Raw genomic sequence first — 25,716 nt, forward strand, 5'->3', positions numbered from 1 at the left:
GTTTTCGGTTCCGAGTTGAGTGTACTCAAAATCTCCTGTGCCGACCCGGATGAGAGGACCTGTAGTATCTCAGTTGGCTCGTCTCGGTTGACAACGATGTTCGTTTGTTCACGGGGAGCGTGGGTGACTGGGGGCTGGTGTGGGAAGGCGCTTGCCATAGATTTGATGAGGGTTTGACGGGGGAGTTTTGTTTGTTCGGTTCACTCCGAACAAACGAATCAAACGATTTAATACTTACGGATTTCATAACCAAAGTATGACTCAACAGAGTACCCAACACGTAGTATGGACACCATCCACCTATGAGTGAAGATGATCGCGCCGTTGCGCGCGAGCGGGTTATCGAGTCGATGGAGCAGTCGGCAGAAGTCTACGGTCTCAGCCGAAGTGCGGGCCGCATCTACGGTGTGTTATACTTCTCCGAAGACCCACTTTCAATCCCAGAGCTCGTCGACGAGACAGGCTACGCGAAATCAACGATCAGTAACGTCACTCGTACCTTGACGCGGATCGGGCTCATCCATCGTCGATCCTCGGCGGGCGGCGGACGACGCGTTAAGTATGCGGCTGAGCGAGAAATTTGGTTCATTCTACAAGACGTGTTCCAGCAGTACATCCAACGGGAGATCCAAACGACGTTACGAACAATTCAACGCGCACAAGCACAACTCCCTGACGAGAGCGAAACCGAGGCCGAACGGATCGAAGAGCTACGAGAGACGTACGAGGATCTCCAAGAGATAGCCTCCCTCGCGTCGGACTTCACCGCTGCAGAACTCCGAGATGCCCTCGAATCCTACGATCGATAGTCACCAGTACACGGTGTACGTACAGGTATCGTCCCCGTCACGACGACACGTGTCTCCAGTTTCCTCAATAAAGACGAACGCATCGACAGACGCGTACTGTCTAGCGACACCACGGATGAGTCCTCGGTCGAACGGACAAGGGTACGGATTGTAACACGTGAGCTCGCCCGCTCGATCCTCTATCTGCTCAAACTCGTAGGAGCCGATGTCGCCCCCACGATGATTCTGTTGATAGGCATCATCGATCGACTGGAGCCCCTTAGGAACGGTATCGAAGTCGTTCGGCCACGTGGCGACTTCCGGCAGCTGTTCGCCAAGGCGATCGAGGACATGCGGCTGTAGCTCCTCAGCAATCGTCTCAAAGGTATCCAGCCAGGTTTGCTGCGGATACCACTCTTCAGGATCCGGATCCGTGATTCCTTCCGCAGCAAGTGCTTGGAGTGCCCGCTCCTGATAGGTTTCAGAAAACCGTCCCATTGCCTTTTCGACGACTGTGAGGACCGTTTGACCGTTCACCTCTACGCCTTGGTCAAACGCTTCATAGGTGGCCATTATGCGTACCACCAACTGAATCAGGAAAGTAACTTCGATATGTGAGCGCGCTACGCGACAATTGAGGACGCTTTCAGGTCGTTTCAAGTCGAATATATACTCGCCCCCAGAGCGCCGCATCCATCCCGTACCAGTAAAAGTAGATCATCGGCCAGATGATGATCCATCCAACGATTGTTAATAGTGAAGCACCAAGCAGCAATATAGCCACGATGCCGCCGATCCCGTTGATGACGAGCACATAGAGGAGAAAGCCGTATAGATACGTGGTTGTCGTGAGCTGTTCAATGAGGATCGATGGGTTGTAGGCTGTTTTCCAGTCGTCGGTGACTGAATAGTTCATATAGATGCTGGGGTACACGTAGAAGCCAGCGAGAGCAACGAGGAACGCAAGCGCGTCATGAACTTCTGCGGCGAGGAATATAGCTAGTGCGTAGACGATTGTGGCAGGCAGCAAGACGAGAACCAGTTTCACGCCGTCTACAAGTAGTCCCCACCAGTCGTCGAATGCGGGTGGTTCGACATCGCCGCGACCTGCTGCTCGCGTTAGACGGAGGAAATATCCTGCGGCGATGAACAGCGGAATAATCAACCAGAGGAACAGGATCATGACTCCACCGACGAGTACTGTCTCCCACCCATCACGGCTAGGATAGAGCACAGAAAAACGAAGCAAGCCTTCGTCAGCAGTCGATGGATCTGGGGACTCCCCCGTAACGGTCTGTTCAGAACTCATAGGCAACCCAACGGTCCACGTGATAAAAACGGTCTCTGAAGTTCAAAATCAAATTGAATCAAGTTGTCCCTCATTATAGAACACTTGACTAGGAGTTGTGTCTACCTTTTTAACTAGGTTATCTAGTCCAACGAATCTGCAAGTGGTTCGGCTTTCCCGTGGAAATATTTTATACCAATCGAGATTTCTTTGACACATGATCCCCCCGCTCTCACCCGCTGCGCGACAATTCCTTGTATTCGTATTTGGAGGGATATACGCTCTGTTGAGCTTTTTTCGACTCAAGGGAGATGGTCTTATTCTATGGGGTCTATTGTGGGCACTGCAGTCGGTATCGCGCTCCTTGCCGGTCCGGTTGTCTGGGTTGTACGTGACCGATACTCGGAACAGCGCCGAGAGCGTTTGACATTGGTGGTGTTTGGTATCGCTATGATTGTCTTTCCTCTCACACTCGGGCTTTTGCTTGCGTTCGGAATCCCCCCATTTATATCGTCATTTGACGCCCTCATTGTTGGGAGTTATATTGGACTACTCTTTGCTCTCATAGCGGAACACACGGTCTTTCCTGAACGGTTACGAGCGGACAATTAGAAACTGGACTACTAATTCTACATGTACATACTGTCTTGACCGATCCCCGAGGAGCAACACAAGTGTGCTAACTTTTCTAGAACATCCTGTATATGAGTTAAAATCCGATATGACCCTTCCCCGTGTTTATGCTCTAATGGGACCGGAAACACGATATGACCCTCCAACTTGGGCGAGCGATTAGCGATGGGATCAAGCGAGTACTCACGCCAACCGGTGGGGTACTTCTCGTTGGGTTTCTCGCATTTCAGTTGTTGACACAGGCATCGATCAACACGGCAGTTATCAGCTTCTTTCCGGCTGGCCCGGCAGGCGAAATTGAAGCAGCCCTCGGAATGACACTCCCCGTCTCGGGTACTGTTGCTGGTGGCCTATTCGTCGCGGCCGTCATTCTCAGCTCCGCGTATTTCGTCGTCCTTTCTCGGGCATTCACTCGCCCCAAAGCGCAGTTATCAACCTTCCCGAGTGATCTCTACACGCGGCGCATGGGACGGGCCACGCTTTCGCTGTTCGTCGGCGGGCTCATTGTCGGCCCCGCTATTATGATCGGATTCGTATTGTTGTTCTTTCCCGGCATATTCCTCGCAGTCAGTTTCCTGTTCTTCACGTTCGCGATCGGCGTTGAGGATCGGGGAATCGTCAGTGGACTCAAACAGAGTTGGGGACTGTCACGCGGGAACCGATTGAAGCTCGCTGTCCTCGTCATCCTTGCTGGCGTCATCGGAGCCATCAGTGGTATCGTCGGAACTCTCTTCGACATTACCGACGCAGCGGTCGTCGGAGAACTCATCGTGAACACGCTCAATAGCATCCTCTTCGTCCTGCTGTACGGGATTATTGCTGCGGCCTATCTACAGGTACAAGGCGACAGCTCAGACCGAGTCGAGACGAATCGGGTTTCAGAATCGCTCGATAGCATCGGGAACTAATCAACAGTTCACTTCTACTACTATCCGATGAAGAAGCCGATAGCCGTCAACGAGAGTAGTTCTCTTGAGCGAGGATATAAAAGAATAAGATTAGGCACCTAATCGGACCATACATATGCCCTCCATCTTTGACAGTCCAGCCATTCGCTATGGCATTAGCTTCGTTAATGCCGCGGTCATCGCCATCATCGCGTTCCTCTTCCTCGAAGGCACGATTCGTTGGATCGCACTCGGGATTGCTGCGCTTGAGGTGATCGTCACCCCTCAAATACTGAAACACGCGGAGTAATCGCTCACAGAGATTCGACAGTAGAATCTCGTGTACGAAACGTTAGAGTGTTCGGATAGATGGAAGTCACGATATGAGGAGCTCCAGTTAGAATCACGAAAGGAACAGGTATTCTGGTCGGCATTTATCTCGCAGAAATCACATACGGCGGCTACGAGTATGAGCGATTATCCAGTACACCTACAGGTCAGGTTGACGGGTCATGTCCGTATACTTTTCGGGATCGACTCTGAAATCCTATTCATCAGACATATTTTCGCATAAAACCGCCGGTCGCTGAAGATTGTAGATGTACCACATCTTAGCCGTTATTCCCCTACCTATGCCACTCTTACGAAGATTTTATGCTGGCTCTCAGTTGTTTTGAGAATTGTATGTCCCCCTCGCTCCTCAACACTGTACCATCGGCGTGGCGAGTCGCGCTCATTGGCACGCTCTCATCGCTACCTGTTGCAGCCGTAATCAATCAGCTGCCACACTCGGAGGCAACACTCGGTGGCGGTATTATGATAATCGGTGCGTTTATTTCGGGAGTCATCGCCGTAATCCGTGCCACGGACCCGGGTGCTGCCGGACTCCGCACTGGCTTCATTGGAGGTGTCTTGGCGGTACTCACCTTCATCGTGACCGTAATCAGTACTCCGACCGGTAGCCCGATTGTAGTATGGCCGCTCTCTAGGGTTGTGTTCTGGGTCTTCGCTGTCGGACTGGGGTTGTGCATCGCCCCCGTCTTCGGTCTAGTCTGTGGCCGTGCCGGTGGGTGGGTGGCAAATACCGTTTGCTTGCAATTGAGGACCAGCGCGAATACGTCATAATCTACCGCAAACCGTGGCCCATACGCTCTTTATTGACCGGTTCACAAGTCCGCTATATTGACTGTAGCGGAGATTAATGTGTCATTTTAAATGAGTTTCACCGAATCGATCAGATCGGATCGTACCGCCGTTTTATATATTATCTTCGTGGTGATATGTAGTATGGCCCTCCTCAAGCCCTTCCGAGAAGCCGCGCGACTCCGCCGCAAGCAACCGATACTGTCCGTCCCGATACCGATCCTCGCCGTCCTCCAGGCCCGACAGCTGTGCTTCGCGGCACTCGATCCGGTACTCTCTCTCGGTGGGATAGCCGAAGAACGGTTCCAATCGGACGCGACGACAGCAGCCTGTCGCTCCAATGGGTTGGACAACCCACACCTCTCTCATTGATGTTGTACACGGTCGCCGGAATCGGATTCATCGCTCTCAGTCTTGCGATCGGCTGGTACGGACTCCGACCGCTCGTGGTCGTCCCGCGTGTCCTCCATGCCAACGTCCAAGACCCAAGCGAGGTGACGGACACCGGCTCCTTCGTCGTGTGCCGCGGCGTTGCGAACGAATCGAGCGAGATCCTCACGGCTCCATTCACGGGGTCTCGGTGTCTCGGCTTCGAGTTCGAGGTCACCGAACGGCAACCGTTCGGGATCGGGATCCCGTGGTTTCACGCTCATCTTGACGACGGCGTGGCGACGCGTCCGTTCACGCTCGACAGTCCGACCGGAACTCTCGGCGTCGTCCCGTCGGCCAAACGGTTCGCGCTTGATACGGAATCGACGGTTATCACCGTCAGTACCAGTGAAACACCACCCGAGCGTATCCAGCGGTTCGTCGACATCCGAGATGAACTCAAACCCGTTGCGAGATGGATACGGATTGTCCCGGGCCTCGGCACGCGGCGCTACGTCGAACGACGGATCGTCCCCGGCGAGGAATATCGTATTGCGGGAGTCACGGAACGCCGGCAGAACGAAATCGCCCTCGCGGGTGACCTCATCATCACTGATCGTTCCCCGAGACGGTTTGCGTTCGCACGTCTTCGGAAAGCCGTGTTCCCGACGGTGATCGCGCTGGCTTTCGTGGCTGTCGGATTCGGAGGCATCGTCTTGTGACCGACTGCAGTACGAAACCAACCACCTCACCCGTCCGATGACACGAAACACAGACGCCATCGAAACGCACGGACTGACGAAACGATTCGGGACCGAGGTCGCCGTCGACGGGCTCAATCTCACCGTCGAACGCGGCACAGTGTACGGCTTCCTCGGACCGAACGGCGCTGGAAAAACGACGACAATGCGGATGTTGACGTCGCTGACGCGGCCGACTGACGGCGAGGCGTGGATCAACGGGAATCCCGTCTCGGATCGTGATGCCATTAGAGCATCAATCGGCTATCTCCCCGAGGAACCGCCGGTTTTCGATGAGCTCACCGGACGTGAACAACTCGAATACTTCGGTCGGCTTCGTGATCTCTCCGCCGCCGAGATGGAGACTCGAATCGCGGACTGGTTGGATCGATTCGATCTCACTGACGATGCGGACAAGCGGATCGATGACTACTCGAAGGGGATGCGCCAGAAGATCGGGCTGATTCAGGCACTGTTACACGAACCCGATGTCGTGTTCCTTGACGAGCCGACCAGCGGCTTGGACCCGCGGGCGGCCCGGACCGTCCTCGACGTCATCGCGGACCTGACCGACGCCGGCCACACGGTGTTCCTCTCGACACACATCCTTTCGGTCGTCGAGGAGCTCGCGGATGTCGTCGGCGTCCTCTATGAGGGCGACCTCGTTACCGAGGGCTCACCCACGGCACTGACGGCGCGGATGGAAGCCGAGGAGGGAACGACCCTCGAAGACGTGTTCCTCTCGGTCACCGCCGAACGCGGACCGGCAGCTCCCGACTCGACTACCGGAGAGACCGGAGACGCTACGCCCCGACAAGACGTGCGCGTCGAGGACGACGAACCGGTCGGGGACCGATGACGCGGGCGCAACGTCCGCGGCTCATTGCTCGGATCGAACTCCGGCGTCGCTGGCGGACGATGAAAGCGAATACGACGCAGCTGTTGGCGCTCGCGTTCGCAGCGGTCATGCTGCTTCCGTTCTCGATTGGTGGGGTGTTCGGAGCGTACCTTGTCGGTGGGTTCGTTGCCGGAAGCGAGACTGAACCGCTCATCGAATGGGTGCGGATGGCGTTTGTCTATGGCTGGACCTTCGTGGTCGGGTTGGGGGGATATCGCGCGTACGCCGTGGCGCTTCGCCCAGACAACCTTGACGGCTTGTTGACGACGGTGTCACACCGGGACGTGATTGGTGGTCTCGTCCTCGCCGAGTTCATGCTTTGGGTGGCGTTCTTCCTCACAGTTGGAAGTGCCGTTACGGTCGCATTCGCTGTCGGTGCCGGCTCACTACTCACGATCCCCACCCTGTTGCTCACACTCTGTCTCATACTCGTGACCGGAATCCCGGCAGGCTTCCTCCTCGCGCTGAGCGTTCGGAACGCTGGTGTTCGCTCGCGGCTGCTCAGCCGCCTTCGTACGCTGTTTCTCCTGTTGGTCGGTATCGGGTACTTCGCGCTGATCTTCACGAACGCGTTCGCATCGGTTCTGGAACCGATCTATCGAGTACTCGCACCGACGCCGATCGACTGGTTCGGCGACCTCGCGGCATTGGGGCTCGGTATCGGGGCGTCACCGTTCAGAGCGATCGGCGCAGTGGGATTCACGGCAGTGTTTGTCGGTGTAGCGGGGTTGACCCTGTACCGACTCTCGGAGTGGCTCTGGTACGCTGACGGTGTTCACATCACCCATAAGCTCGAGCGGTCGGACGACGACGCTTCACAGTTCGACGGACTCGCACGAATTCTCTCACAGCCAGTGTTCGGTGTCGTCGCAGTCGACTGGAAACGTGCCCGCCGGTCACCGATCTCGCTGTCGTTCGCGTTGTATCCCCTGATCGTCCTCGCCGGCCCGATTGTCACGGCCGCCCAAACAGGGGAGATCGGAACCGGGCTTCCGTTGTGGATTATGTTCAGCGGTACGTGGGTTGCCGGGTCGTTGTTTGCACTTAACGTGGTGGGACAGGAGGGGGCAGCACTCCCTGTCACACTGCTCTCGGAGGCTCCCGAGCGCTCGCTCGTCGTCGGACACGTCCTCTCCGGTGCCCTCCTGATAGCGCCGATAACCGTCGCAGCGACCGTTATCGCGGGCCTTCTGAGTCCACATCCGGTCCCGGTTGTTGCGAGCCTCGCCGTGTCAGCGCTCGTCTTGTCGGCCGTGTCAGGTGCGATCGGCACCGGGATCGGTGTCGGATTTCCGCGTTTTGAGGCCGTCAGCGTCTCTCGAAGCACCAAAGCGATCGTGCCCAGCGCATTCGCGTTCGCAATCTACTCGGTCGCGGTGCTCGTCGTTGCACTCCCGACCATCATCGCTCACTCTGGAACTGCTGGCCACGCGATCGCCTCGGTCGTCGGCGTCGAGCGGTTCGTGATCGGTCTCGGTGGGACGCTCGTTTCGGCGGTACTCGCGTGTCTCGTCGGTATCGTCTCGATGTACGTCGCACGAGACCGTGTTCGAAACTATCGTCTCGGGTGAGCGACGAACGCATCAACTCTACCAGAGATAGCAGGGCGACGAGACCCCCAATCCCAATACCTTCCAGCTGAATATCTGTCCACGGATGGTCCCCTACTCCGTTCTTACAGCCGGCTTCCTCATCTGCGGTGCGTTCACCGTTGTCCTCGGAACCGTTCACTTCGCTATGCCGTGGCTACTGGACTTCGACGGCGCGATACCAACCGAGGGAGACTCATTGCGTCCGCTTACGCTGCTCGTCGTCACGTACCAGACGAAGCGATCGGATATCCGTGGCATCGCTCAGATCATGAACCACGCCGTCAGTTACACCCTGGTTTCGATCGGACTCGTCGATTTACTTGCCTCGCGCTGGCGTGCGGCGTGGTTCGCGCCGTACCTGCTCGCGTGGATCGCCGGCTGGTGGTTTCTCCGTGCGGCGACGCAGCGTCACATGGGCTCCCGACCGGGCGATTGGTTAGTCGCAGCGGGGTTCACGCTCATCGGCCTGTTCCATCTTGTGGTCGCCGTGCGTTAGAGAAGCCGGTCGCTGACGTCCTCGTTGGGTATCATACACTGGTCTTTCCGTTCGAACCAGTCGGTGCGATTGTTGGCGACAACGTCGTACAGAGAATCGCGGACCCTGCTCGGAATAAGCCGACTGATGCGTACTGCGCGATACGGGCAGCCGAGCAGTTCCGCAACGCGGATTGCGGCGTCCGATTTCGTATACAGTCGATCTCCTTCGACGAGCATGAACGAATCGAACCCCTCCGTCGGTAGGCCGTGCCGAGTCAACAGATCTTGTCCCGCGTCGGACTGTAGCGCGGCGAATCGAAGTCGCCCGTCAGAGTTCCGGGGAATCAGAAAGGCAACAAGCCCGTTACAGAGATTACAGACTCCGTCGAACAACACAACCGCCTCGTTCGACCCGACACCCGTCTCATCGTCCGTCTCAGTGGTCATCCCGTGTTCTCCCGCAACTGTTTGCTCCGAGATGCGACGACATTGAGCCCCGGGCTGTAGTAGTACACGGGCTCTTCGTCCGGACGCGCGAAGCCGTCGGCCCGCAACAGTGTATCGGTTTCGACAGTTGCGGCGGCCGGGTACAGCGTCCACGTGTCGTGATCGACATCGGTGTAGCGGATGGACCCGTCGGGCGCTTCGGTGTAGAACCGATAGCGCTCGACGAGGAACTCCGCCAATGAGTCCGTGGGGGCGTCGAAGGGTTCGCCGGTCGGCCAGTAGGTGGCTTCGTAGTGGCCGGGGCGGGCACCAGGATGGCGTCGCCGGCTGGTAAACCGGACCTGACCGTCGCTCATCTCAAGTGAAATCCGGGCGTAGTAGTACGGCAGGTGGTGGAACAGGCGCGCGCCGGTGACACTGGCGAGTCCCTGCGCGTCCAGGCTGAAGAAGTAGACGCTCGGCACACCCTCACGCGTGACGTACGTCCGGACGTTGATCTCCGGGAGTCGCACCCCCAGCGGTCGTGGGACCCCCTTCGGCCGGACAGCGACGTTCGTGAACGGGATCACCGAGAGCCACGCACTCCCGTCGTGACGATCCGCGCTGAGTGACCCGGGAAGATGGGCGTCCATCAGATCTGGATCGACCGGCCAGTTCTCGAACAGCAGGTGACGCCAGCCCATCTCCAGCGGGACAACCATACAGAGTGATTATATTCGCCAACAATAGTTCCTCTTGGTCCACTCGGCAGTACCACCGGAACTCACTCATCAAGTTCAACAAACCAACTCTTCGAAGATCAATAGTATTTCAAAAGATGGGTACATGATATTGAGATATGTATGACCTTACTGGGTTTCAGCGGGATCTGCTGTACGTACTTGCTGGCCTCAATGACCCACACGGTCTCGCAATCAAAGACGAACTCGAAAACTACTACGAAAAAGAAATTCACCACGGTAGACTATACCCAAATCTCGATACACTTGTCGAGAAGGGACTCATTGAGAAAAGCCAGCGCGATCGGCGAACCAACGAGTACACCACCACTCGCCGAGGGACCAGAGAGATCGAGGCACGGGCAGAGTGGGAACATCAGTATATCGACCACGACGACTGACTGAGCCATCCCAACCAAGATTAGAGGGCTCTGTGGCTCTGTTAAGACCCTGTTCTTCAGACGTAATGGTACATGAAACAGTTGGTCGCTGATGAGTACGTATCTGTCATGCGTCCTTGCCTAGGGACAAAGAGGATTGCTGTTTCAGACTACTCGTAGTAACTGAGGCGCTCGACAACTTCCGCGAAGGCGACATTCTCGCGCACATCGGTAATTTCGATAGTAACACGCTCAGTCTGTTTGGTGTCGGGAACAATCACGACGAACCCGCGCTCAACACGGGTGATACCGTCTCCTTGGTCGCCAATGTCTTCAATTTCGACGGTGCGTTGTTCGCCCTCCTTGACAGGGGGCGACTGTGGGGCTTGTTCGAGCTGTGGATCGGCGTCAGTATTGTTTGCATCGTTGGTTGCGGGTGCCGGCAGAACAGCCACACGATACGTCTCGTCTGCCTGTAGCTCGCCAAGTCGGAGCTCTTGCTCCGGTATCTTAATCACATATGACCCATCACACTCTTCGATCTTGCCCGAAAACAGACACTGAAGTTGCTCTGAAATCTCCATTTGAAGACCGTACACTGTAGACGCAATGAAGAGCACTTTACTCTGCTGTCTGCGCTACTCCGGGGCTACAACGTCACCACATGCCGGGCACTCGGTCCACACACCCTCTGAACCGTCGTTCTTTTCGTACTCAACAAGAATCCACGCTTCCAATATTTCCTCACCACATTCCGGACAGCGACCGAGCGACGATTCGTCAACGTTCATGGAAAGAGGTGGAAGGAGCGTGTGACAGTGTTCCTTGCAAGGGATTCTTAGCAGGCCTTGATTGTAAGGTTTTGGCGGCTTTGCGGCGAACACACCGGTTTTCCAGTAGATAGAGACCACCGGCTCTGTTGAAATACTTAAGCGATGATATGTTTTCGTGGTGGTGCTGAATATAGAGGATAGATCACTCAACTCACGTTCGGTCACGAGTACCGCACTCTGCGAACGACTCACGGTATGCTAATAGCGTCGACAGGTGGTCCGTATCGTGCACCGTAAGGTCGGCATCCGGAAGCGATTCACACAGTTCTCGGATGCCATCGACCGGGACGTTCTCGTCCCGCGTACCGTGCCACAGCTGCGTGGCGACGTCAACGTCGGTGAGGTCGAACGTCCAAGGGGTAGCCAGTAGCCGAGACTCCGTGACAGCACCGCTCCCCCCTCCCTTAACAGCCTCAATAAAATCACTTGTAACGAGATGAATGTCTGTATCTGAAATCCCTTGGGGGTCAATGGTGAACTGTGAGACGACGATGTTCGGCCACCAATTTGCGAGCCATGCTTGCGTGCGGAATAAGCCTCCAAGCAACCGTGGTGTTCGGCGAGCTAACGTGGCAAGACGTTGCTGTTTTGCCACCGGTTCTCCCATCTCTGGCGGTGTTGCCCCTGAGACGAGATGAACTTCGCGGACACGGTTTGAACGTGTTGCAGCGGCCGCAAGTGCGTGCGGCCCACCGCCGGAGAAGCCCACAAGCCGTGCGTCAGCGACTCCACATGCATCCAATATGTTCGCGACAATGATCCCAGCATCGGTCAACTTCCGCACCGGCCATGACGTTGACCGACCAAAGCCTGGGCGATCAGGCGCGATGATCCGACAGCCCACTCGTCGCGCGGTATCATTGAACAATCCGCTGAGCAGCCGCGATCCGGGTGTCCCGTGAAGAAACACGACCGGTTCTCCCTCAGGGTCGCCGTACTCGTTGAACGCAAGCGTCTGGCCCCGTATTGTCGTGGTTTTCGTCGGTTCGCCGGCCATTGGCGACGATTTCGTCGCCGTGGACCTGATGTTTCTCCCGGATCCATCCGGTAGTTGATATACTATCACCTGAGTAGACCAGCTATGCAACGAGTCACATTCCAGACGAAATATTCGGACCCAGTGCATCCAATCCAGGCGGCCGTTGGCGACACCGATATGACAACGCGATCTGATCTGGTGTGTTGGAGCCCGACACCGGATGGGACCGCGCTTGTATGGTTCGATGCAGATCGAGCAACGGTTGGAGGGCTACTGGACGGAGTCGACACAGTTGTTGGCGTGTCACTTCATGAGGATAAAACTGGTACATACGCGCTTATTGAGGAGCCTCAGCTCGAACTCCGGCAGGCATTACTGGACACAATCTCTGACGCGGCAGTTGCGTTTCCACCACCAGTCGTGTTCTACGGCAACGGGTCAGTCAGGTTCGACGCAGTCGGACCTTCGGCTGCACTGAGTGACCTCTACGGCCAGCTCCAGGAGTACACTACGGTTGATATTGAAACAGTCCGAGGGTACCGACCGGGGGTATCGTCGGGATTGCTCACCGACAGACAACGAGAGGCGTTAACGTCAGCTATCACTGTTGGCTACTACGAAATACCACGGAATGGAACCGTTGCAGACGTCGCCGACGCGATCGGCTGTTCACGTAGCACGGCCGGCGAACTGTTGCGAAAGGCTGAGCAATCGGTGATAACAGCAGTCATAGAATAATTCGTAATCTCGCTATGTGCTGTGCGTTCAGGTCGAGTTGTTCGAACTACTCATCTTCTGTCAGAAGTCGCGTGACCGACTCAGAGCATGTATGCGCACTGGTTATGAGTGTCTCGCTGACGGTTGGTAGGACCTTTTTTCGATGCGGCCAAATAATCGCCCATGTCACACTGTGCGTTTTGCTCCATCGTTGCCGAGGACTCGTCTGCACATCGGCTCTACGAGGACGACCATTCGTTTGCATTCCTCGATATCGAACCGGCGACTCGTGGACACACACTAGTCATTCCGAAGTCGCACTACGAAACCCTAACCGACATACCTACGTCCCTCGCTGGAGACGTATTTCAAACTGTTCACCGGGTGGCCAGTGCGCTCGAATCAGCCTACCAACTTGAGGGCTACAACATCGTCCAGTCAAATGGTGTCTCCGCAGGCCAAGATGTCTTCCATGCTCATATTCACGTCATTCCCCGATATGAAGAGGACACAGTAGCCTTGGGGTGGAATGGCGAGGAGTCTGATGAGACACGGCAACAGGAGATTGCGACCAAGATCCGGGACGAACTCTCTCCCCAGCCGTGACCGATATGCGCTGTGTATTGATCGCGGGAGGCTACGGGGCAAAGCGGTAACGGACAGGAGTAATTCTCCAACTTAGTAGAATTTCAATCGCTATTGCGTGACAGTCCTTTGTGGATATTCCACGCTCGATACGCCAGGAACACACCCAGTGGAAACCCAATAACAGAGAGTTTGCAAAAGAAGGAGGCGGTTATGTACAGGTCTCTCCGAGTCCGTTCGTCGTCGATGGAGGGCATTGATGGGAATACGCTACTACTCGCACGATACAGATTTATGGCTCTGTTGAAATCCTATTTTTCAGATATATTCTTTCCTGAAACACCTGGTCGCTGAAGAGTGCGCACCGTACATAGCTACTTCTATAAATTGCTCTTCGAACATCGAGACATGACCGAGGAGTTCGACAAACTGGTCAGAGACGAGATCCCCCGGATCATCGAAGAGAACGGAGAGACGCCGATCACACACACCGTCGAGGGAGACGAGTACTCCGAGCGACTAGACGAGAAATTGGCTGAAGAGGTGACGGAATACCTGGACAGCGGTGAGGTTGAGGAGTTGGCGGATGTCTTGGAGGTGCTCCACGCCATACGAAAGGAGCGAGGCGTTTCCCTCGAATCTCTACGGGATAAGCGGAGACGGAAAGCCGAACAGCGTGGTCGTTTTGATGAGGGGATCGTTCTCGAACGAGTCGAAAAGTGAGTATCCTGTATTGACCGCAACCGGAGTAGAATATGTCACCTGTTAAGGATTTCAACAGAGCCGAATTTTTGGCTTTGTTGAAATCCTCTGGACCTGATAGTTTTTCACCCCCAATCGCTCAGTACAGGGGGAGCCAGCTATCACTTCAAACGGAGGGAATACTTATTGTATGTTGTAGTGACAGTAGAGTGATGAGCGTTGGTCGATCGGCTAATAAAGTCTGGAACAATCCGATTGGGCGGCTCTTGACCCTGCTCGTTGGTGGGGGTCTCGTAGCTGGAGCGCTGACGATATATCCGCAGATTCTCCCCGTGGTCAGGTGGGCAATTCCAGTGTCTTTCGTTCTCTGGGGCGCATCTCGGCTCTATTTCTATGGAGTAGGAGACCCTCTGTCCTTGGCTACAGGTTGTCTGTTGATACTCGGTGGATTCACCTATGCCTCGTACTTGCTCATCTCAATGGACGAGTTTACCGGAACGATAGCTCAACTCACTCCAGCTGTCGGTATCTTTACAGAATTGTTCGCTGCCCATTACCGCAATCAAGACTGATTGCCGTACTTCGATACATTTTCACACTTCAGCGACTGGCTGTTTCTGGCAGTAATATGTCTGAAGAATAGGATTTCAACAGAGCCTACTTCTTTTGTATAGATGTTGAGAAGACATACGATAGTTTGAAAACAGATTGTAGGATCGATTTTTCCTCTTCCTCATCCTCCATCATATGCCAAGCTTCTACATAGCTCTGGTAACCAGCTCTACGTCTGTTCAAGCTTCTTGACAAACCGAGCCGGGTGTATTCTGATCCTAGTCTGACAATCGTGACTGTCGTCACAGAAGGTGACGTGACTGTCGTGTTCCAGCACCATCTGCGAGATCCATTTGAAGACGCCGAAATCCATCCGTCGAATCTCGAAGAGCCGTTTCTCGAAGTTGATGGGAACACTGAACAACGTCGTGTGTAAGCGTCGGTGTCAGTTGTCAATGTCTTCGTGGATAGCCTCGCCGTCGAAGAGTCGCACCGCAATCCTGACCGTTTGCTCGCGCTCGCGGCGAGTGGGGAAGTGAGCAGCCATATACCGTGCCGGCACGATCAGCGCCAGTCGTCGTTCCCAGTCGCTTTCGGCCAACTCGAACTGGCGGAAGCCAGCCTCGACGCTCTGCAGGGTGTGGAAGTTGGCGTCCTCTCGTAACAGGCCCTCGCCCAGTGTCTGTTTGAGTGCTGTGGGGTCGCCGTCGGCGTCGAAGTGCCCGGCGACGATCCGTGCCGCCTCGTCGACGCCGCCCTGCTCGTCGAAGGCCGCCAGCAGGCGGTTCCGGAGTTCGGCTGGGTTGCCGTCCGCGCCTGTCCCGGGGGTGGGAATGGTCGCCGGCGGCTGATTCAGGAACCGATCGAGATACACCGACATCGCGCCCTGCCAGCAGGCCTCGTAGATGTCTGGGGCGTCAGTGCGACGGGCGAGGTTGTCGACAGCGTTGGCAAACGAGAACGTGTGGTGGACCGTGTTCCAGTCGCTGAATTCGTTCCCGGTACCGAAGTGTGCGACTCGACGGAGTGCGGCGACCGCAATCGCGTGTGCGAGTTGCTCGGAACTCGCGCCGGCGGCGACGGCATCCCGCAGAGCGTCATCGATTTCGTGTGGGTCGCTCGACAGCAGCGTGTCGATAAAGTCGGTGGGGCGGTCCCACTCCTTGCCGGTCCCGGCGGCGACCATTTCGGGTAGGTCCTCGGCAGCGTCGAAACACAGCCCGGCCACATCAACCGGCCGGGTCCACGTGCTGGTTTCTTCGCCCCGTGAGGCGTCCGCGATGGCGTCGACTACGGTGGCGAGGACGGGTTCCCGGCGGTCCCAGCCAACGTGATCCAGTGCCTCGACGGCTTTGTTGAGGAAATCGATTGTGTGGCTGTTGTTCATATAGATATGGTCGGTGGCAGCGGCGACCAGGACTTCGACGAGGTCCTCACGGTTGAGGACGTTCGCCGCGGTGCGGAGACAGCGTTCGGCACCCGTACTGTCGCGGACATCACAGGTGTCGCGGAACCAAGATTTGAGCCGCTGCTTGGAGAGGTCGTCGTTGCCAAGCGCGTACTGTTCGAATCGGGGTGGTTCACCGTCGCAGTTGTCCGCGACCTCAGTGACACCAACGATCATCGCCCGCAATTTCTCGTCGTGGGCGAGAGCATCATAGAGGTTCGCCATCGCGCCGAGCGTCGTCATTCCCCGCCCCCAGCCGTCGGCGCGGTACTGCGTTCCGAAATCGACTGCGGTCTCCAGTGGTGTCGTGAATCCCTCGTCGTAGTGGTCAAGATGGATGACGGCCTTCGCGGCGACCAACGAGAGGTTTTCTGCCAGACCGTCGGCCAGTCTGTTGCGCCAGTGGGTCTCCGGGGGTACATCGGGGTCGGGATCTGGATCGACGTAGACGGAACCGTCCTGAACCTGGGTCGGGAACGTCTGGACATCGTCGGCCCAGATGTCCAGCGTGTCACCCTGCGCGAGCTCGAACCGTGCGTGGTGCCAGTCACAGGTCAACAGGCCGTCTTCGACGCTGCCTTTCGAGAGCGGGAATCCCATATGCGGACAGCGGTTATCAACTGCGTACACCTCACCCTCGTGATGAAAAAGCGCGACCGGGCGGCTGCCTGCCATCGTGACTGTCCGTCCGTCATCGCGGAGACTGTCGATGTCAGCGACCGCAATCATATCATGGTCCGTGGGGTCAGATGACATACATAGTGATCTCAGGGCGAGACAAATATGTGTTCGCCCGCGACTGCGTTCGACCCTTCACGTCAGGTTTGTCTTAACTGCCTGCGGCACGAGGTACTGTCTAAATAAGCCAGTTTGAAAAACGAGCCGATCTATGGATTAAATGTCTATGCTTAATCAAGATCTGCCCGAAGAAGCGTTAGATACGGCGAATCTTGAATGGTGGGAGCGTGCTCAATGCTGGGTATGTCGACACACTGCTGTCATACTAAGTCGATACGAAGGGATTGGACCGCGGGTACGTCCAGGTACTTCGGGGGAAGTACTTATGCGATGGAGACAGGTGAGTTCCTAACTAACGAACTGAATTCCGCGATTGAAACACACCTCTACAAGCGGTGTAAGGCGAGTGCCTCGGTGCCTGACCCCGAGGCAGTTCAAAAGCTTGTCCGTCGGCTATGCGAGTTCCAAACCGTCTGTCCTTGCTTGGGTATGGTCGATACCCTTGGTAACGTAGATTAGTCGCTATCGGGTTGTCGTGTCCCTTTCACGGTCACCAACAGCGGGATATCGATATCGGACTCAAAGTGCCAGGTTCCGTCCTCGGCTTGAACCATCTCGGGGGAGCGCTCAATTATTGAAAACGAGTGTTCGTGGATAAATTCGAGTTCGATTCCTGCTTCGATGAGCGCAGTCAAGATTTCACCCAGTCCGTGTGTCCATTTGTGCGGTGGCTCATCTGTTTGTGTGGCTGGCGTCTCTGTCGAGAAGTACGGGTTTTCGATCGCTATTGGGTCTCCGTCAGCACCGAGGCTATCCGAGAGTGCTGTCGCAATCGGGTGATGTTCTGCCAGATAGAATACACCGTCGGGTTTCAACAATTCAGCGACGACCGACGCCCATTCGTCGATATCTGGCAGCCAACAGAGGACACCGAAGTTCGTGACGACGATATCGTAGCGGTCGTCGTGTTCGGACGGAAGATCAAGCACGTTCGCTTGGATGAATGCTGCGCGATCAGCCAGTCCGGCTTCAGCAGCGAGTTCACGTGCGACAGCGATCGACTCGGCGGAGATATCAACACCAGTCACTGTGGCTCCTTCTCGGGCCCACGAGAGTGTTCGAATGCCAAGATGCGATTGTAAATCGATGAGTGATTTTCCTTCAACCGAGTCCAGCTCTTCATGCTGGACCGGGAGCAATTTTGAATCGCCGCTTAAAAACTCCGCTACGGGTTCAGCCGACTCAATGTCTGGATGGTCCGCTACCAATTGTTCCCAGTGTGTGCGATTCGCCTCGACATACTCCTCCTGCGGGGACCCAGTGTCTGTCATCAACCCACGATATACGAGAATCGGCTGATATACTTTCTGCCGGCTCTGTTGAAATCCTTAGAGAATGTTCAGAGTCAGTTAGCTCCCGTATTCGCTGCTCCGGTTGCTGACGCAGACTCCTCATTCTCACCGCTCTTATTCGTCGAACGAGACCTCGCTACGGCGGATCCCTGAATAGTGCCCGACGGTCCCCAGGAGGATACGAACCACACGACGACGCGAACAAGTGAATTGACGCGACGTTATTCCTGCCATACTCCGCGATATTTTTGAACCTAGTGAAATAAAACCCCTTAGAGTATGACTGATCAGGGCAATCGAAATAATTGAGTAGGTTCCTCGAAACTGGATTCTTATGCCCGTCTACGATAGGTCCTCCGCATCGGATGTTAAAGTAATCGACAGATGGGACGACGGATTCGGCTGGTTGGCCCATCCCGAGGAAGAAGGAAAACGTGCGAGTCATGCAGTCAAAGCAGATGACGGAGTCTGGGTCATTGATCCGGTTGACGCACCGAATATCGACGAGCTTCTCGATGAACTGGGTGACGTCACTGGTGTCGCCGTGCTTTGTAGCCACCACGCGAGGGATGCCGGAACGGTTGCCAATCGTTACGGCGTACCAGTGTATGTGCCACGCTGGATGAATCGCGTCGGTGAACGTGTTGATGCTCCCATTGAGCAGTATGACTCAGAGTTCGGAGACTCCGGATTCGAGGTCTATCGGTTCGAACCCCTCTCACTATGGCAGGAAGCTATTGCATACCGCGAAGCTGACGGTACACTGATCATCCCAGATTTACTTGCATCTGGTCCGGGATACACAGTGGGCAGTGAACGAGTTGGGGTTGTACTTTCACACCGGCTCTTTCCGCCAAGGGCGACTCTTGGTGATCTCGAACCCGAGCGTATTCTCTTCGGACATGGCGAAGGCGTTTTCGTGGACGCAACCGCAGCACTCGATACTGCTCTTTCGGGTGCGCGGAAGCGATTTCTTCCCGCACTCGTTACGCAACTCGGAACGAATCTTCGACTGTTCATTGCCGCAATGAATGACTGATACGCCCTTTTGCTACTCTAAGTGGCGTCCCGCCTACTGGCGAGGGCACGAGAAATCACGAAGCGGGTGTTACTACAGACCCTGATAAGCAGCAGGTGTGTTGTGTCAGGCAGTGAGGGTTCAACAGAGCCAGATAGGTCATCTATCGTCAGCAAGGAGCCCAAACAGATATGTATCGATGTATTCGCCGTTAACAAAATAATGATCTCGGAGGTAGCCTTCTTCTTTGAATCCCAATTTGTCAAGGACTCGTCTGGGGGCTGCATTTCCTTCGAAGGCGCGCGCTACAACCTTCTGTAACCCTCGTTCATCAAAAGCGTATTTCAGTGCGAGTTTTTTGGATTCGGTTGCGTATCCCTGTCCTTGTTCTTCGGGACAGATCCAATATCCAAGTTCACCCCGAGCGGCAATATCGTCGATGTGAAATAGCCAGATGAAGCCGATGGGATCACCAATTCCAATGTTTCTGAATGAATTCCTTGTCTTCGGATTCGACAGTCCGAAGTTCCAACCGTCCACCTTCGAGATAAACTGGCCCAGTCATATTACAAATAATGAATAACCGTTCTAATTATAAGATTAGATTTTTCACCAGATTATTACCTTGACCCACGATCTCTGCTGCTCACCAGTTTCGAAATCAAGGTCGATTATGAAATTTCGCCCAACCGCATTGATGACGCACCTCCAATCGCAAGTAAAGGACTCCAATGGGTTATTTAACATAAAGAATTTGAACTAATTTAATTGTGTAGTATGATAATTAACGATTCGGCTTTGTTGAAATACTCATTATTCGACATTTCCGCCACTGAACTACCACTCGGTGGGAGTCTCAATGAAGCAAATTGATACAGTTAGTTCACAAACGACGAGCGAGTGATGTCGGGAGAAGAATAGCGAAGATCACAAGCGTGATTTCTTCTATAGTTAGACCAGATTGTGTGAAGCCGGCATAAAAATAGAGTGCACCGGTGGCGATCACGCTAACGATAGCTGCAACGTAGAGGAGTCAGTCCATGAGGACGGGAACTCAGTGTTGGACATCTACCCATACTACTCTCAATCGTCTGAGAAGTGTACCTCCGTATTGACTGCTCAGAGTGATCGGTCGATGTTGTGAATGAGACAAGCAATAGTGAGTTCACAGAACTGCTTCCACCAGCGTCGGGAGCGGACAAACGCACCGTATTTCCGTTTGAGCGTTGAGTTGACCGTTTCTGATTGACTCCGTTGTCCGTAGAGATCAGCGTTCAACCGTGCGTTCCGTGCCTTGTGGAGCAGTGTGAACTCACGATGCTTGAACAGCGGGCGAACCTCGTAGTAACGAGCAAGTCGTCTGATCTTCTGGTCGACGTACACCTTGTCACCGAGCAAAATCTCACTACTCTCGGGATTACACTTGATCAACGACGGGGCGATTTAGCTATCGTGTTTTCGTGTAGTCGTTACGTGTAGATCGAGGATTACATGCACTTTCGTATCCACCAATAGTGTCACTTTGGGCTGCTGAATCGTGAGTTCAGCTCGTTTCGTGTAGTGTTTTGAGGCGTGACTCCGGTCGAACCCTGACGCATCAACTCCAACGACGCCGCTCGTCGGAAGTAACGCCGTTGAGAGAGTCAGGCTCTGTCGAAATCATATTCTTCAGACATATTACTGCCAGAAACAGCCAGTCGCTGAAGAGTGCGTGTTGACTCTCCGATGACCCTTTAAACTGCTCTCAATCATTATTCTCTATGCTGTTTCCGAGAAAGATCGAGACGGAAAATCTCCATCTACAGCAGCTCTGTCATGAGAACGTCGATGTCTTCGACTATTACGAACTGTGTTCCCGCCACGAGCCGTCCATTGAAGAGATCACCGAATACCTTCCGTGGGACCCACACGAAACAGTGAAGCAAACGGTCGATTACCTCGACGAACTCGAAGACAAATGGGATGACGGAACGCGAGCAGCGTATATCATTCGCCCTAAAGAGGGCGAACCAGGGGCGGGGAAGATCGTGGGATCGGGTGGTCTCATTATCGACTGGGAGACAGGGACGGGTAAGCCTGCGATCTGGCTTCGCAAACAGTTCTGGGGTAACGGTTACTCCGGCGAACGGGCTGATGCGATGTTTGAATTGGCTTTCGAGGGTTTAGATCTTGACCTCATCGCCGTGCCCGTACAGGACGGCAACGACAGGTCTCGGAGGGCCGTTGAAAAGTACATCTCTTCACACGGTGGTCAGTACGACGGGATCATTCGTAACTCGACGACTCGACCTGACGGGACGATAATCGACCATCACCGTTACACGCTTACTCAAAAGCAGTATCGAGAATCGATGCGTGAGACATAGTTACCCCGTACTGAGCGATTGGGGGTGAAAAACTATCAGGTCCTGAGGATTTCAATAGAGCCCTCAAAACTTAATTCGATAAACGCACCGCCTCACCTTTCAACAGGCCGTAATTTTATGAATACAGGTAGGACTAAGAGATTGTATGAATGCTCACGTGAGCGGACTGGTGAAGGCAGTTGGAGTATTCCTTGTTTTACTCGGAATTATCTTAACTCTCTCTGGGTTGTCCGCTGGTGGTGCCGAATTCGGGACAACAGCAGGACCTGTTGCTATCATTGTAGGAATTCTAAATATAATATTCGGGTATATAGGGGAAAGCGAGTACAACGAGAGCATCGATACTGACCGATGAACTATCTGTATTTAGCCTCTACTGGCTCTGTTGAAATCCTCAGAAGATGATATCTGCTGGTTTGGTTCGCTCAATACAGGAGACCTATCGAGAAACGACCCTGAAGAGATGCCGGTCAATTTACCACTCCACAGCGAGGCTCAAGAAAATGGCCAACACGCCAAGCCAATTGAATGGTGGCGGCTGAGTGAGCGCGAGTTTGACATCCTCCCCGCCCTGAAGGGCGAGGATTCCCAAGCGTTGGGATATTACGGTTCGCAACTCACCTGTTCCATCGGGTGGAACGCCCCAGAGGTTTGATCGAACAGGTAAGCTACTGGCCGTGCCAAACGACCGTTACTCATATCCTCCGTCGGAGGATTCTGAGTTATCTTTCTGCAAATATTCACCGCACCATTTATGTCCGCGTTCATGGTCGCTCCACACGACTCACAGACGTACAACCCACGCTCCACGCGGTTCGCATCACGTTTTCGACCACAACACGAACACGTCTTCGACGTGTCTCGCTCGCTTTTTCGGTCGACGAGGATACCGTGGTCTTCTGCCTTGTATTCAAGTAACGTTGTGAAGCGGTCGAACTCCCAGCCGTGGAGTTTTTTGTTTCCACTCCGACCCCAATTCCGTGAGTCACCGCTCCCGTCTTCACGAATCTGGCTTAACTCACCGATGGCGATACGACCAACCTTTGGTAGCGTGACTCGGATCTACTAGTAGCTAATTTGATTTACAAGACAGAGAACAGGTTACAAGATCTGTTACAGTACTCCGAACCCGTTGCCCTTTGCGGGTCTGACTTGTATACGATTACCTTTCCAAATGCAGGTGAGTCCTATGGAGCACTCTCTTCAGTGAGTGGCCGACCAGTTCACTACTATCAGTAGTTGGTAGCACGGTATCTTTATTCAGTGGACGGCCTGAAATACGCGTTCAGTAGAGGAGACTCACGGATCGCTCAAAACAGAGGATTCAGCTACCAGTCGATATTAAAATCCAACGTTTCCACCCCCGTCGTTACATCCTCGTACTCACTCCGCACAATCGTGAACCGATGCTGGTCAGTCACCTCATCATTTGGATGTGGTGAATGTTGTCGCAACAACCCTTCGTGGCGACCACCATACTTCTCGACGTATTTCTCAATCATGCGCCGGGATGGGTCGTTATTAACAGCACAGGTTGTATAGTACGCGTCGAGGTCATATCGTTCGAACGTCAATTCGATAAACGCTGATGCTCGCTCGACACCATATTCCCGGCCCCAGTACTGTTTAGCAAGCACGACACCTGACCCCGCCCTCCGTGTGTCCCACTCTGGTCCGTAGGCTGTAGTTCCGATAAGTTCACCCTCCTCGTCTTTTGGGCGTAAGAGGTATCGAGCAGTTGTATGGTCGGCCCATTGCTGTTCGGCCCTGTCGATGAAGTCGGTAACTTGGTCAAGTCGCTGGAACCGAAACCATGGCATGTGTTCGGCTGTAGCACTCTGCCAATCATCTCGGGTTACGAACTCGTAGAACTCGAATGGGTCTATTGTCTCGTGACTCACACGTTCGAAGACAAGTCGCCTTGTCTCAATCTGTTTGGGAAATAGGTTATGTACCATTGAAATCCCGGTTATTTATTGAATCTATGAGGTACAAGGCCTGACGATACTGTTTAGAAATACCGCAAGAGGTAAACGTATTTTATTCATAGTATGAATTGAGATTCTGAACAGCGGTTTAGGTTAGATCTCCATCGGTGGATACGCAAGGGAGATCTTATGGCTGTTTCAGATGTGAATATATCTGAAGAAGACAACAAAGCCGAGGATTTCTCTACTAGTGAACAGCGAACTGTCGACGATGTGAGTAATTTAGCAGACCCTTGGCACGCAAAATAAATATTCTCAGACGATGTTAACAGGGCCAAAATTCGGTAGATGGCCCGTGACAATTCGATTCGTCCTCTGAACAAACACCGTGAGCTCTCATCACTACAGAAAGCGTGGAACGCTCGATTAGATACAAAACTCAACCGCCAACGGAGCCAAAGCGAGACAGTGAACTCGGGTATTAAGCGGAAATTCGGTGTATCTATCCGGTCACGCCGCTGGTGAAGGCAGTTTCGTGAACTCGCCATTGCCTGTATTGTCACAATCTTGACCGAGCTCTCCGAAATCAGTATAGATGGAGGATTTAGGTCGTAGAGGATACTTTCTCGTTGTTGCCCTCCTTGTTTTGTTTAAGTTTCCGTGCCACGATAAGAAACCACACACCAGCGAGAGCCTCGCCTACGGCCATAATATAGTATGGCTCTGACTCATACGTCTCGCCGACAGCTATCACGAAAAGCAGTCCAGCAGCGATAACCGCGAAGGGGTAACTCACCATTTTTTCATTAAATTCCGGGCGGACAATATTCAGTCCACCGTACGTGGCGAAGAAAACGTATCCGGCTGTGAATCCTGCTATAATTAGGCCTCCAACGAGGTCATACGGTAAGGCTCCGGTCGGAAGTAGAATCAGAATACTGATGAATTGACCTATTCCCGCGCCAAGAACAGTTGATCGATACATGAGTTTACGTTGTCGGCTATCTAATGGATGTTCCTTGGTCGCTCTGAATACAAGGATGAAAGCGGTTCCTGCTGGAATCAACCAAAACAGTAGTGCCGTAATTATACCGCCCCGGTCGTAGAACGGGAGAAGTAACTCGGCACCAGCATCAATGAACTGGTATAGTAGAGTGGCCAGAAATACCGACACTGCGGCCCTCTTATTCATAAGGAACAGTATATTTCGCCACAGTATATAATTTCGGCTCCGTCAAACATCAATTTTGAGGAATTCCAACAGAGCCTCAATATTCAATAGAGAGCTTCTAACGTATTATAAATAAATGGCTCTGATGAAATGCACAGCCGTTGATAGTTTATCGAAGCGTACCACGAGGGAACCTACGACGGGAGCTATCAGAACAGGGGCGTTGACTGATCAGTCCTGTCCGCGGCGGTCCCGTTCAGTCATCTTCCCGCACGTCTATGAGCCGTTTTCTGAGACGCGGCCCGATGAAGAATGCGGCAAGCAGAGCAGAGCCGATCCCGATACCGAACCCAACTGTTTCACCGAACAATGCACTGCCGACGAACAACGTCCCGAAGAACACGAATGCTCCAATTAGCACGACCACCCAATCAATCACCCAATCGATCACAATCACGAGAATCCCTGGTTTTATCCACGCTACAAGTTTTCTGAGGAGACCCATATTTTTCACTCGAACTGACAATTTAACATTCTTTTGGCTCTGGTGCATCGCCAGAAGGCGTTTGATTTCACGGTGTCACGGCTCGCTTGGTGTTGTAGACCGCACACATCACGCCGATTTGGCGGAAGTCGCGGTACCATTCTCGGGAACGTACTGCGTGGCCGGGCGTCCGCTTGATCGTCAAGAAGACAGCCTCAGACAGCGCTCGTTTACCGTATAGTGACTCATCGATTCGCGCATGACGCGCGCATCAATGCCTTCTGGAGCGATATGACCGCATGATGCTTGGTCATTCAGAATTTCTAGAAATTGGATAGTGTTCCATCAGTTGAGGTCGGTGGCGAACAGTTATTGACGCTCTGTACGACTTTATCGGGGCGGTTGCTTGGAGGCACCTTCGAGGACAATTCCTCGACTGAACCACATGTCGCCGATTCCGTTACTGGGACGGTGACTCCCGAC

Annotated in this window: 31 protein-coding genes and 4 pseudogenes; 19 read left to right on the plus strand and 16 right to left on the minus strand. The window is 54.1% G+C overall.

Translation table 11 applies throughout. The features are described from left to right. Positions 1-302 precede the first annotated feature (302 nt). Positions 303-809, plus strand: a complete 507-nt coding sequence (locus tag U4E84_RS05305; RefSeq protein WP_322531059.1) for a MarR family transcriptional regulator — start codon at positions 303-305, stop codon at positions 807-809. Here U4E84_RS05305 and U4E84_RS05310 read toward each other — a convergent pair whose 3' ends face one another. Next, the gene (locus U4E84_RS05310) at positions 810-1,361 is read right to left on the minus strand and encodes a hypothetical protein (protein WP_322531060.1); all 552 of its coding nucleotides are present in this window, start codon (positions 1,359-1,361) and stop codon (positions 810-812) included. A gap of 73 nt (positions 1,362-1,434) precedes the next feature. Beyond that, positions 1,435-2,097: a DUF4013 domain-containing protein gene (locus U4E84_RS05315; RefSeq protein ID WP_322531061.1), complete on the minus strand. Its 663-nt coding sequence runs from the start codon at positions 2,095-2,097 to the stop codon at positions 1,435-1,437. A 746-nt stretch (positions 2,098-2,843) separates the two neighbouring features. Between U4E84_RS05315 and U4E84_RS05320 the strand changes: the two genes are divergently transcribed. The 8 genes from U4E84_RS05320 to U4E84_RS05355 all read left to right on the plus strand — a co-directional run bounded on the left by U4E84_RS05320 (position 2,844) and on the right by U4E84_RS05355 (position 8,834). Next, complete coding sequence (locus U4E84_RS05320; protein ID WP_322531062.1) at positions 2,844-3,617, plus strand: hypothetical protein; 774 nt, start codon at positions 2,844-2,846, stop codon at positions 3,615-3,617. A 115-nt stretch (positions 3,618-3,732) separates the two neighbouring features. Then, positions 3,733-3,906: a hypothetical protein gene (locus tag U4E84_RS05325; protein ID WP_322531063.1), complete on the plus strand. Its 174-nt coding sequence runs from the start codon at positions 3,733-3,735 to the stop codon at positions 3,904-3,906. A 374-nt stretch (positions 3,907-4,280) separates the two neighbouring features. Then, positions 4,281-4,721 carry a DUF5518 domain-containing protein gene (locus U4E84_RS05330; protein WP_322531064.1) on the plus strand — a complete coding sequence of 147 codons (441 nt, stop codon included), beginning with the start codon at positions 4,281-4,283 and terminating at the stop codon, positions 4,719-4,721. A 162-nt stretch (positions 4,722-4,883) separates the two neighbouring features. Then, entirely contained in the window at positions 4,884-5,111 is a 228-nt protein-coding gene (locus tag U4E84_RS05335) for a hypothetical protein (RefSeq protein WP_322531065.1), read from the plus strand. Next, on the plus strand, positions 5,111-5,830 hold the full coding sequence (locus U4E84_RS05340; protein ID WP_322531066.1) for a hypothetical protein: 720 nt from the start codon (positions 5,111-5,113) through the stop codon (positions 5,828-5,830). The genes U4E84_RS05335 and U4E84_RS05340 overlap by 1 nt, the downstream gene beginning before the upstream one ends. Before the next feature lie 37 nt (positions 5,831-5,867). Continuing rightward, positions 5,868-6,707 carry an ABC transporter ATP-binding protein gene (locus U4E84_RS05345; protein ID WP_322531067.1) on the plus strand — a complete coding sequence of 280 codons (840 nt, stop codon included), beginning with the start codon at positions 5,868-5,870 and terminating at the stop codon, positions 6,705-6,707. Positions 6,708-6,766: 59 nt separating this feature from the next. Next, on the plus strand, positions 6,767-8,317 hold the full coding sequence (locus U4E84_RS05350; RefSeq protein WP_322531068.1) for a hypothetical protein: 1,551 nt from the start codon (positions 6,767-6,769) through the stop codon (positions 8,315-8,317). Between the two features lie 85 nt (positions 8,318-8,402). Next, positions 8,403-8,834 (plus strand): hypothetical protein, encoded by a 432-nt coding sequence (locus U4E84_RS05355; RefSeq protein ID WP_322531069.1) that lies wholly within the window; start codon positions 8,403-8,405, stop codon positions 8,832-8,834. Here the strand turns inward: U4E84_RS05355 and U4E84_RS05360 are convergent. Together U4E84_RS05360 and U4E84_RS05365 are read right to left on the minus strand one after the other, a co-directional pair. Then, positions 8,831-9,262, minus strand: coding sequence for a thiol-disulfide oxidoreductase DCC family protein (locus tag U4E84_RS05360; protein WP_322531070.1), 432 nt, complete (start codon positions 9,260-9,262; stop codon positions 8,831-8,833). The genes U4E84_RS05355 and U4E84_RS05360 overlap by 4 nt on opposite strands. Further along, positions 9,259-9,963 carry a DUF2071 domain-containing protein gene (locus tag U4E84_RS05365; RefSeq protein ID WP_322531071.1) on the minus strand — a complete coding sequence of 235 codons (705 nt, stop codon included), beginning with the start codon at positions 9,961-9,963 and terminating at the stop codon, positions 9,259-9,261. Before U4E84_RS05365 ends, U4E84_RS05360 begins: the two co-directional genes overlap by 4 nt. Positions 9,964-10,100: 137 nt before the next feature. Here U4E84_RS05365 and U4E84_RS05370 point away from each other — a divergent pair, with 137 nt between their 5' ends. Next, positions 10,101-10,382 carry a helix-turn-helix transcriptional regulator gene (locus tag U4E84_RS05370; protein ID WP_322531072.1) on the plus strand — a complete coding sequence of 94 codons (282 nt, stop codon included), beginning with the start codon at positions 10,101-10,103 and terminating at the stop codon, positions 10,380-10,382. Between the two features lie 149 nt (positions 10,383-10,531). On the opposite strand, the gene U4E84_RS05375 is transcribed toward U4E84_RS05370, so the two are convergent. From U4E84_RS05375 to U4E84_RS05385, 3 genes are all read right to left on the minus strand, one after another. After that, positions 10,532-10,945 carry a TRAM domain-containing protein gene (locus U4E84_RS05375; protein WP_322531073.1) on the minus strand — a complete coding sequence of 138 codons (414 nt, stop codon included), beginning with the start codon at positions 10,943-10,945 and terminating at the stop codon, positions 10,532-10,534. Positions 10,946-10,999: 54 nt separating this feature from the next. Beyond that, complete coding sequence (locus U4E84_RS05380) at positions 11,000-11,152, minus strand: phage terminase large subunit family protein (protein WP_322531120.1); 153 nt, start codon at positions 11,150-11,152, stop codon at positions 11,000-11,002. Positions 11,153-11,345: 193 nt separating this feature from the next. Further along, positions 11,346-12,191 carry an alpha/beta hydrolase gene (locus tag U4E84_RS05385; protein WP_322531074.1) on the minus strand — a complete coding sequence of 282 codons (846 nt, stop codon included), beginning with the start codon at positions 12,189-12,191 and terminating at the stop codon, positions 11,346-11,348. Between the two features lie 84 nt (positions 12,192-12,275). Here U4E84_RS05385 and U4E84_RS05390 point away from each other — a divergent pair, with 84 nt between their 5' ends. From U4E84_RS05390 to U4E84_RS05405, 4 genes are all read left to right on the plus strand, one after another. Continuing rightward, complete coding sequence (locus tag U4E84_RS05390; protein ID WP_322531075.1) at positions 12,276-12,911, plus strand: helix-turn-helix domain-containing protein; 636 nt, start codon at positions 12,276-12,278, stop codon at positions 12,909-12,911. A 162-nt stretch (positions 12,912-13,073) separates the two neighbouring features. Further along, on the plus strand, positions 13,074-13,496 hold the full coding sequence (locus tag U4E84_RS05395; protein WP_322531076.1) for an HIT family protein: 423 nt from the start codon (positions 13,074-13,076) through the stop codon (positions 13,494-13,496). A gap of 387 nt (positions 13,497-13,883) precedes the next feature. After that, positions 13,884-14,198 (plus strand): nucleoside triphosphate pyrophosphohydrolase, encoded by a 315-nt coding sequence (locus U4E84_RS05400; protein ID WP_322531077.1) that lies wholly within the window; start codon positions 13,884-13,886, stop codon positions 14,196-14,198. Between the two features lie 191 nt (positions 14,199-14,389). Beyond that, positions 14,390-14,749, plus strand: a complete 360-nt coding sequence (locus U4E84_RS05405) for a hypothetical protein (RefSeq protein ID WP_322531078.1) — start codon at positions 14,390-14,392, stop codon at positions 14,747-14,749. Between the two features lie 425 nt (positions 14,750-15,174). Here the strand turns inward: U4E84_RS05405 and U4E84_RS05410 are convergent, their stop codons facing one another. Together U4E84_RS05410 and U4E84_RS05415 are read right to left on the minus strand one after the other, a co-directional pair. Next, positions 15,175-16,932, minus strand: a complete 1,758-nt coding sequence (locus U4E84_RS05410; RefSeq protein WP_322531079.1) for a Rieske (2Fe-2S) protein — start codon at positions 16,930-16,932, stop codon at positions 15,175-15,177. A gap of 497 nt (positions 16,933-17,429) precedes the next feature. Further along, on the minus strand, positions 17,430-18,245 hold the full coding sequence (locus tag U4E84_RS05415) for a class I SAM-dependent methyltransferase (RefSeq protein WP_322531080.1): 816 nt from the start codon (positions 18,243-18,245) through the stop codon (positions 17,430-17,432). A gap of 355 nt (positions 18,246-18,600) precedes the next feature. On the opposite strand from U4E84_RS05415, the gene U4E84_RS05420 reads away from it, so the two are divergent. Continuing rightward, a complete protein-coding gene (locus tag U4E84_RS05420; RefSeq protein WP_322531081.1) occupies positions 18,601-19,305 on the plus strand; it encodes a hypothetical protein in 705 nt (234 codons plus the stop codon). Between the two features lie 138 nt (positions 19,306-19,443). Here U4E84_RS05420 and U4E84_RS05425 read toward each other — a convergent pair whose 3' ends face one another. Together U4E84_RS05425 and U4E84_RS05430 are read right to left on the minus strand one after the other, a co-directional pair. After that, complete coding sequence (locus U4E84_RS05425) at positions 19,444-19,824, minus strand: GNAT family protein (RefSeq protein WP_322531082.1); 381 nt, start codon at positions 19,822-19,824, stop codon at positions 19,444-19,446. 579 nt (positions 19,825-20,403) lie between these two features. Beyond that, a pseudogene (locus U4E84_RS05430) lies at positions 20,404-20,931 on the minus strand (transposase); the annotation flags it as partial. A 113-nt stretch (positions 20,932-21,044) separates the two neighbouring features. On the opposite strand from U4E84_RS05430, the gene U4E84_RS05435 reads away from it, so the two are divergent. The 3 genes from U4E84_RS05435 to U4E84_RS05445 all read left to right on the plus strand — a co-directional run bounded on the left by U4E84_RS05435 (position 21,045) and on the right by U4E84_RS05445 (position 22,305). Beyond that, the gene (locus tag U4E84_RS05435) at positions 21,045-21,650 is read left to right on the plus strand and encodes a GNAT family protein (protein WP_322531083.1); all 606 of its coding nucleotides are present in this window, start codon (positions 21,045-21,047) and stop codon (positions 21,648-21,650) included. 145 nt (positions 21,651-21,795) lie between these two features. Then, positions 21,796-22,005: a hypothetical protein gene (locus U4E84_RS05440; protein WP_322531084.1), complete on the plus strand. Its 210-nt coding sequence runs from the start codon at positions 21,796-21,798 to the stop codon at positions 22,003-22,005. Positions 22,006-22,035: 30 nt separating this feature from the next. Continuing rightward, positions 22,036-22,305: a hypothetical protein gene (locus U4E84_RS05445; RefSeq protein WP_322531085.1), complete on the plus strand. Its 270-nt coding sequence runs from the start codon at positions 22,036-22,038 to the stop codon at positions 22,303-22,305. On the opposite strand, the pseudogene U4E84_RS05450 reads toward U4E84_RS05445, so the two are convergent. Together U4E84_RS05450 and U4E84_RS05455 are read right to left on the minus strand one after the other, a co-directional pair. Next, positions 22,254-22,694 (minus strand): annotated as a pseudogene (locus U4E84_RS05450) (zinc ribbon domain-containing protein); the annotation flags it as partial. The gene U4E84_RS05445 and the pseudogene U4E84_RS05450 sit on opposite strands and share 52 nt — an antisense overlap. Before the next feature lie 284 nt (positions 22,695-22,978). Beyond that, positions 22,979-23,608 (minus strand): GNAT family protein, encoded by a 630-nt coding sequence (locus U4E84_RS05455; RefSeq protein ID WP_322530944.1) that lies wholly within the window; start codon positions 23,606-23,608, stop codon positions 22,979-22,981. A gap of 306 nt (positions 23,609-23,914) precedes the next feature. Between U4E84_RS05455 and U4E84_RS05460 the strand changes: the two are divergent. Further along, a pseudogene (locus U4E84_RS05460) lies at positions 23,915-24,103 on the plus strand (IS5/IS1182 family transposase); the annotation flags it as partial. A gap of 79 nt (positions 24,104-24,182) precedes the next feature. Here U4E84_RS05460 and U4E84_RS05465 read toward each other — a convergent pair. From U4E84_RS05465 to U4E84_RS05475, 3 genes and pseudogenes are all read right to left on the minus strand, one after another. Continuing rightward, the gene (locus tag U4E84_RS05465; protein WP_322531086.1) at positions 24,183-24,770 is read right to left on the minus strand and encodes a hypothetical protein; all 588 of its coding nucleotides are present in this window, start codon (positions 24,768-24,770) and stop codon (positions 24,183-24,185) included. Between the two features lie 235 nt (positions 24,771-25,005). Continuing rightward, positions 25,006-25,254 (minus strand): hypothetical protein, encoded by a 249-nt coding sequence (locus tag U4E84_RS05470; protein ID WP_322531087.1) that lies wholly within the window; start codon positions 25,252-25,254, stop codon positions 25,006-25,008. Between the two features lie 67 nt (positions 25,255-25,321). Beyond that, positions 25,322-25,504, minus strand: a pseudogene (locus U4E84_RS05475) (IS5/IS1182 family transposase); the annotation flags it as partial. Between the last annotated feature and the right edge of the window lie 212 nt (positions 25,505-25,716).

Origin of the sequence: Halorubrum sp. AD140, assembly GCF_034497445.1 — an archaeon.
In the GTDB taxonomy this organism is placed as follows: Archaea; Halobacteriota; Halobacteria; order Halobacteriales; family Haloferacaceae; genus Halorubrum.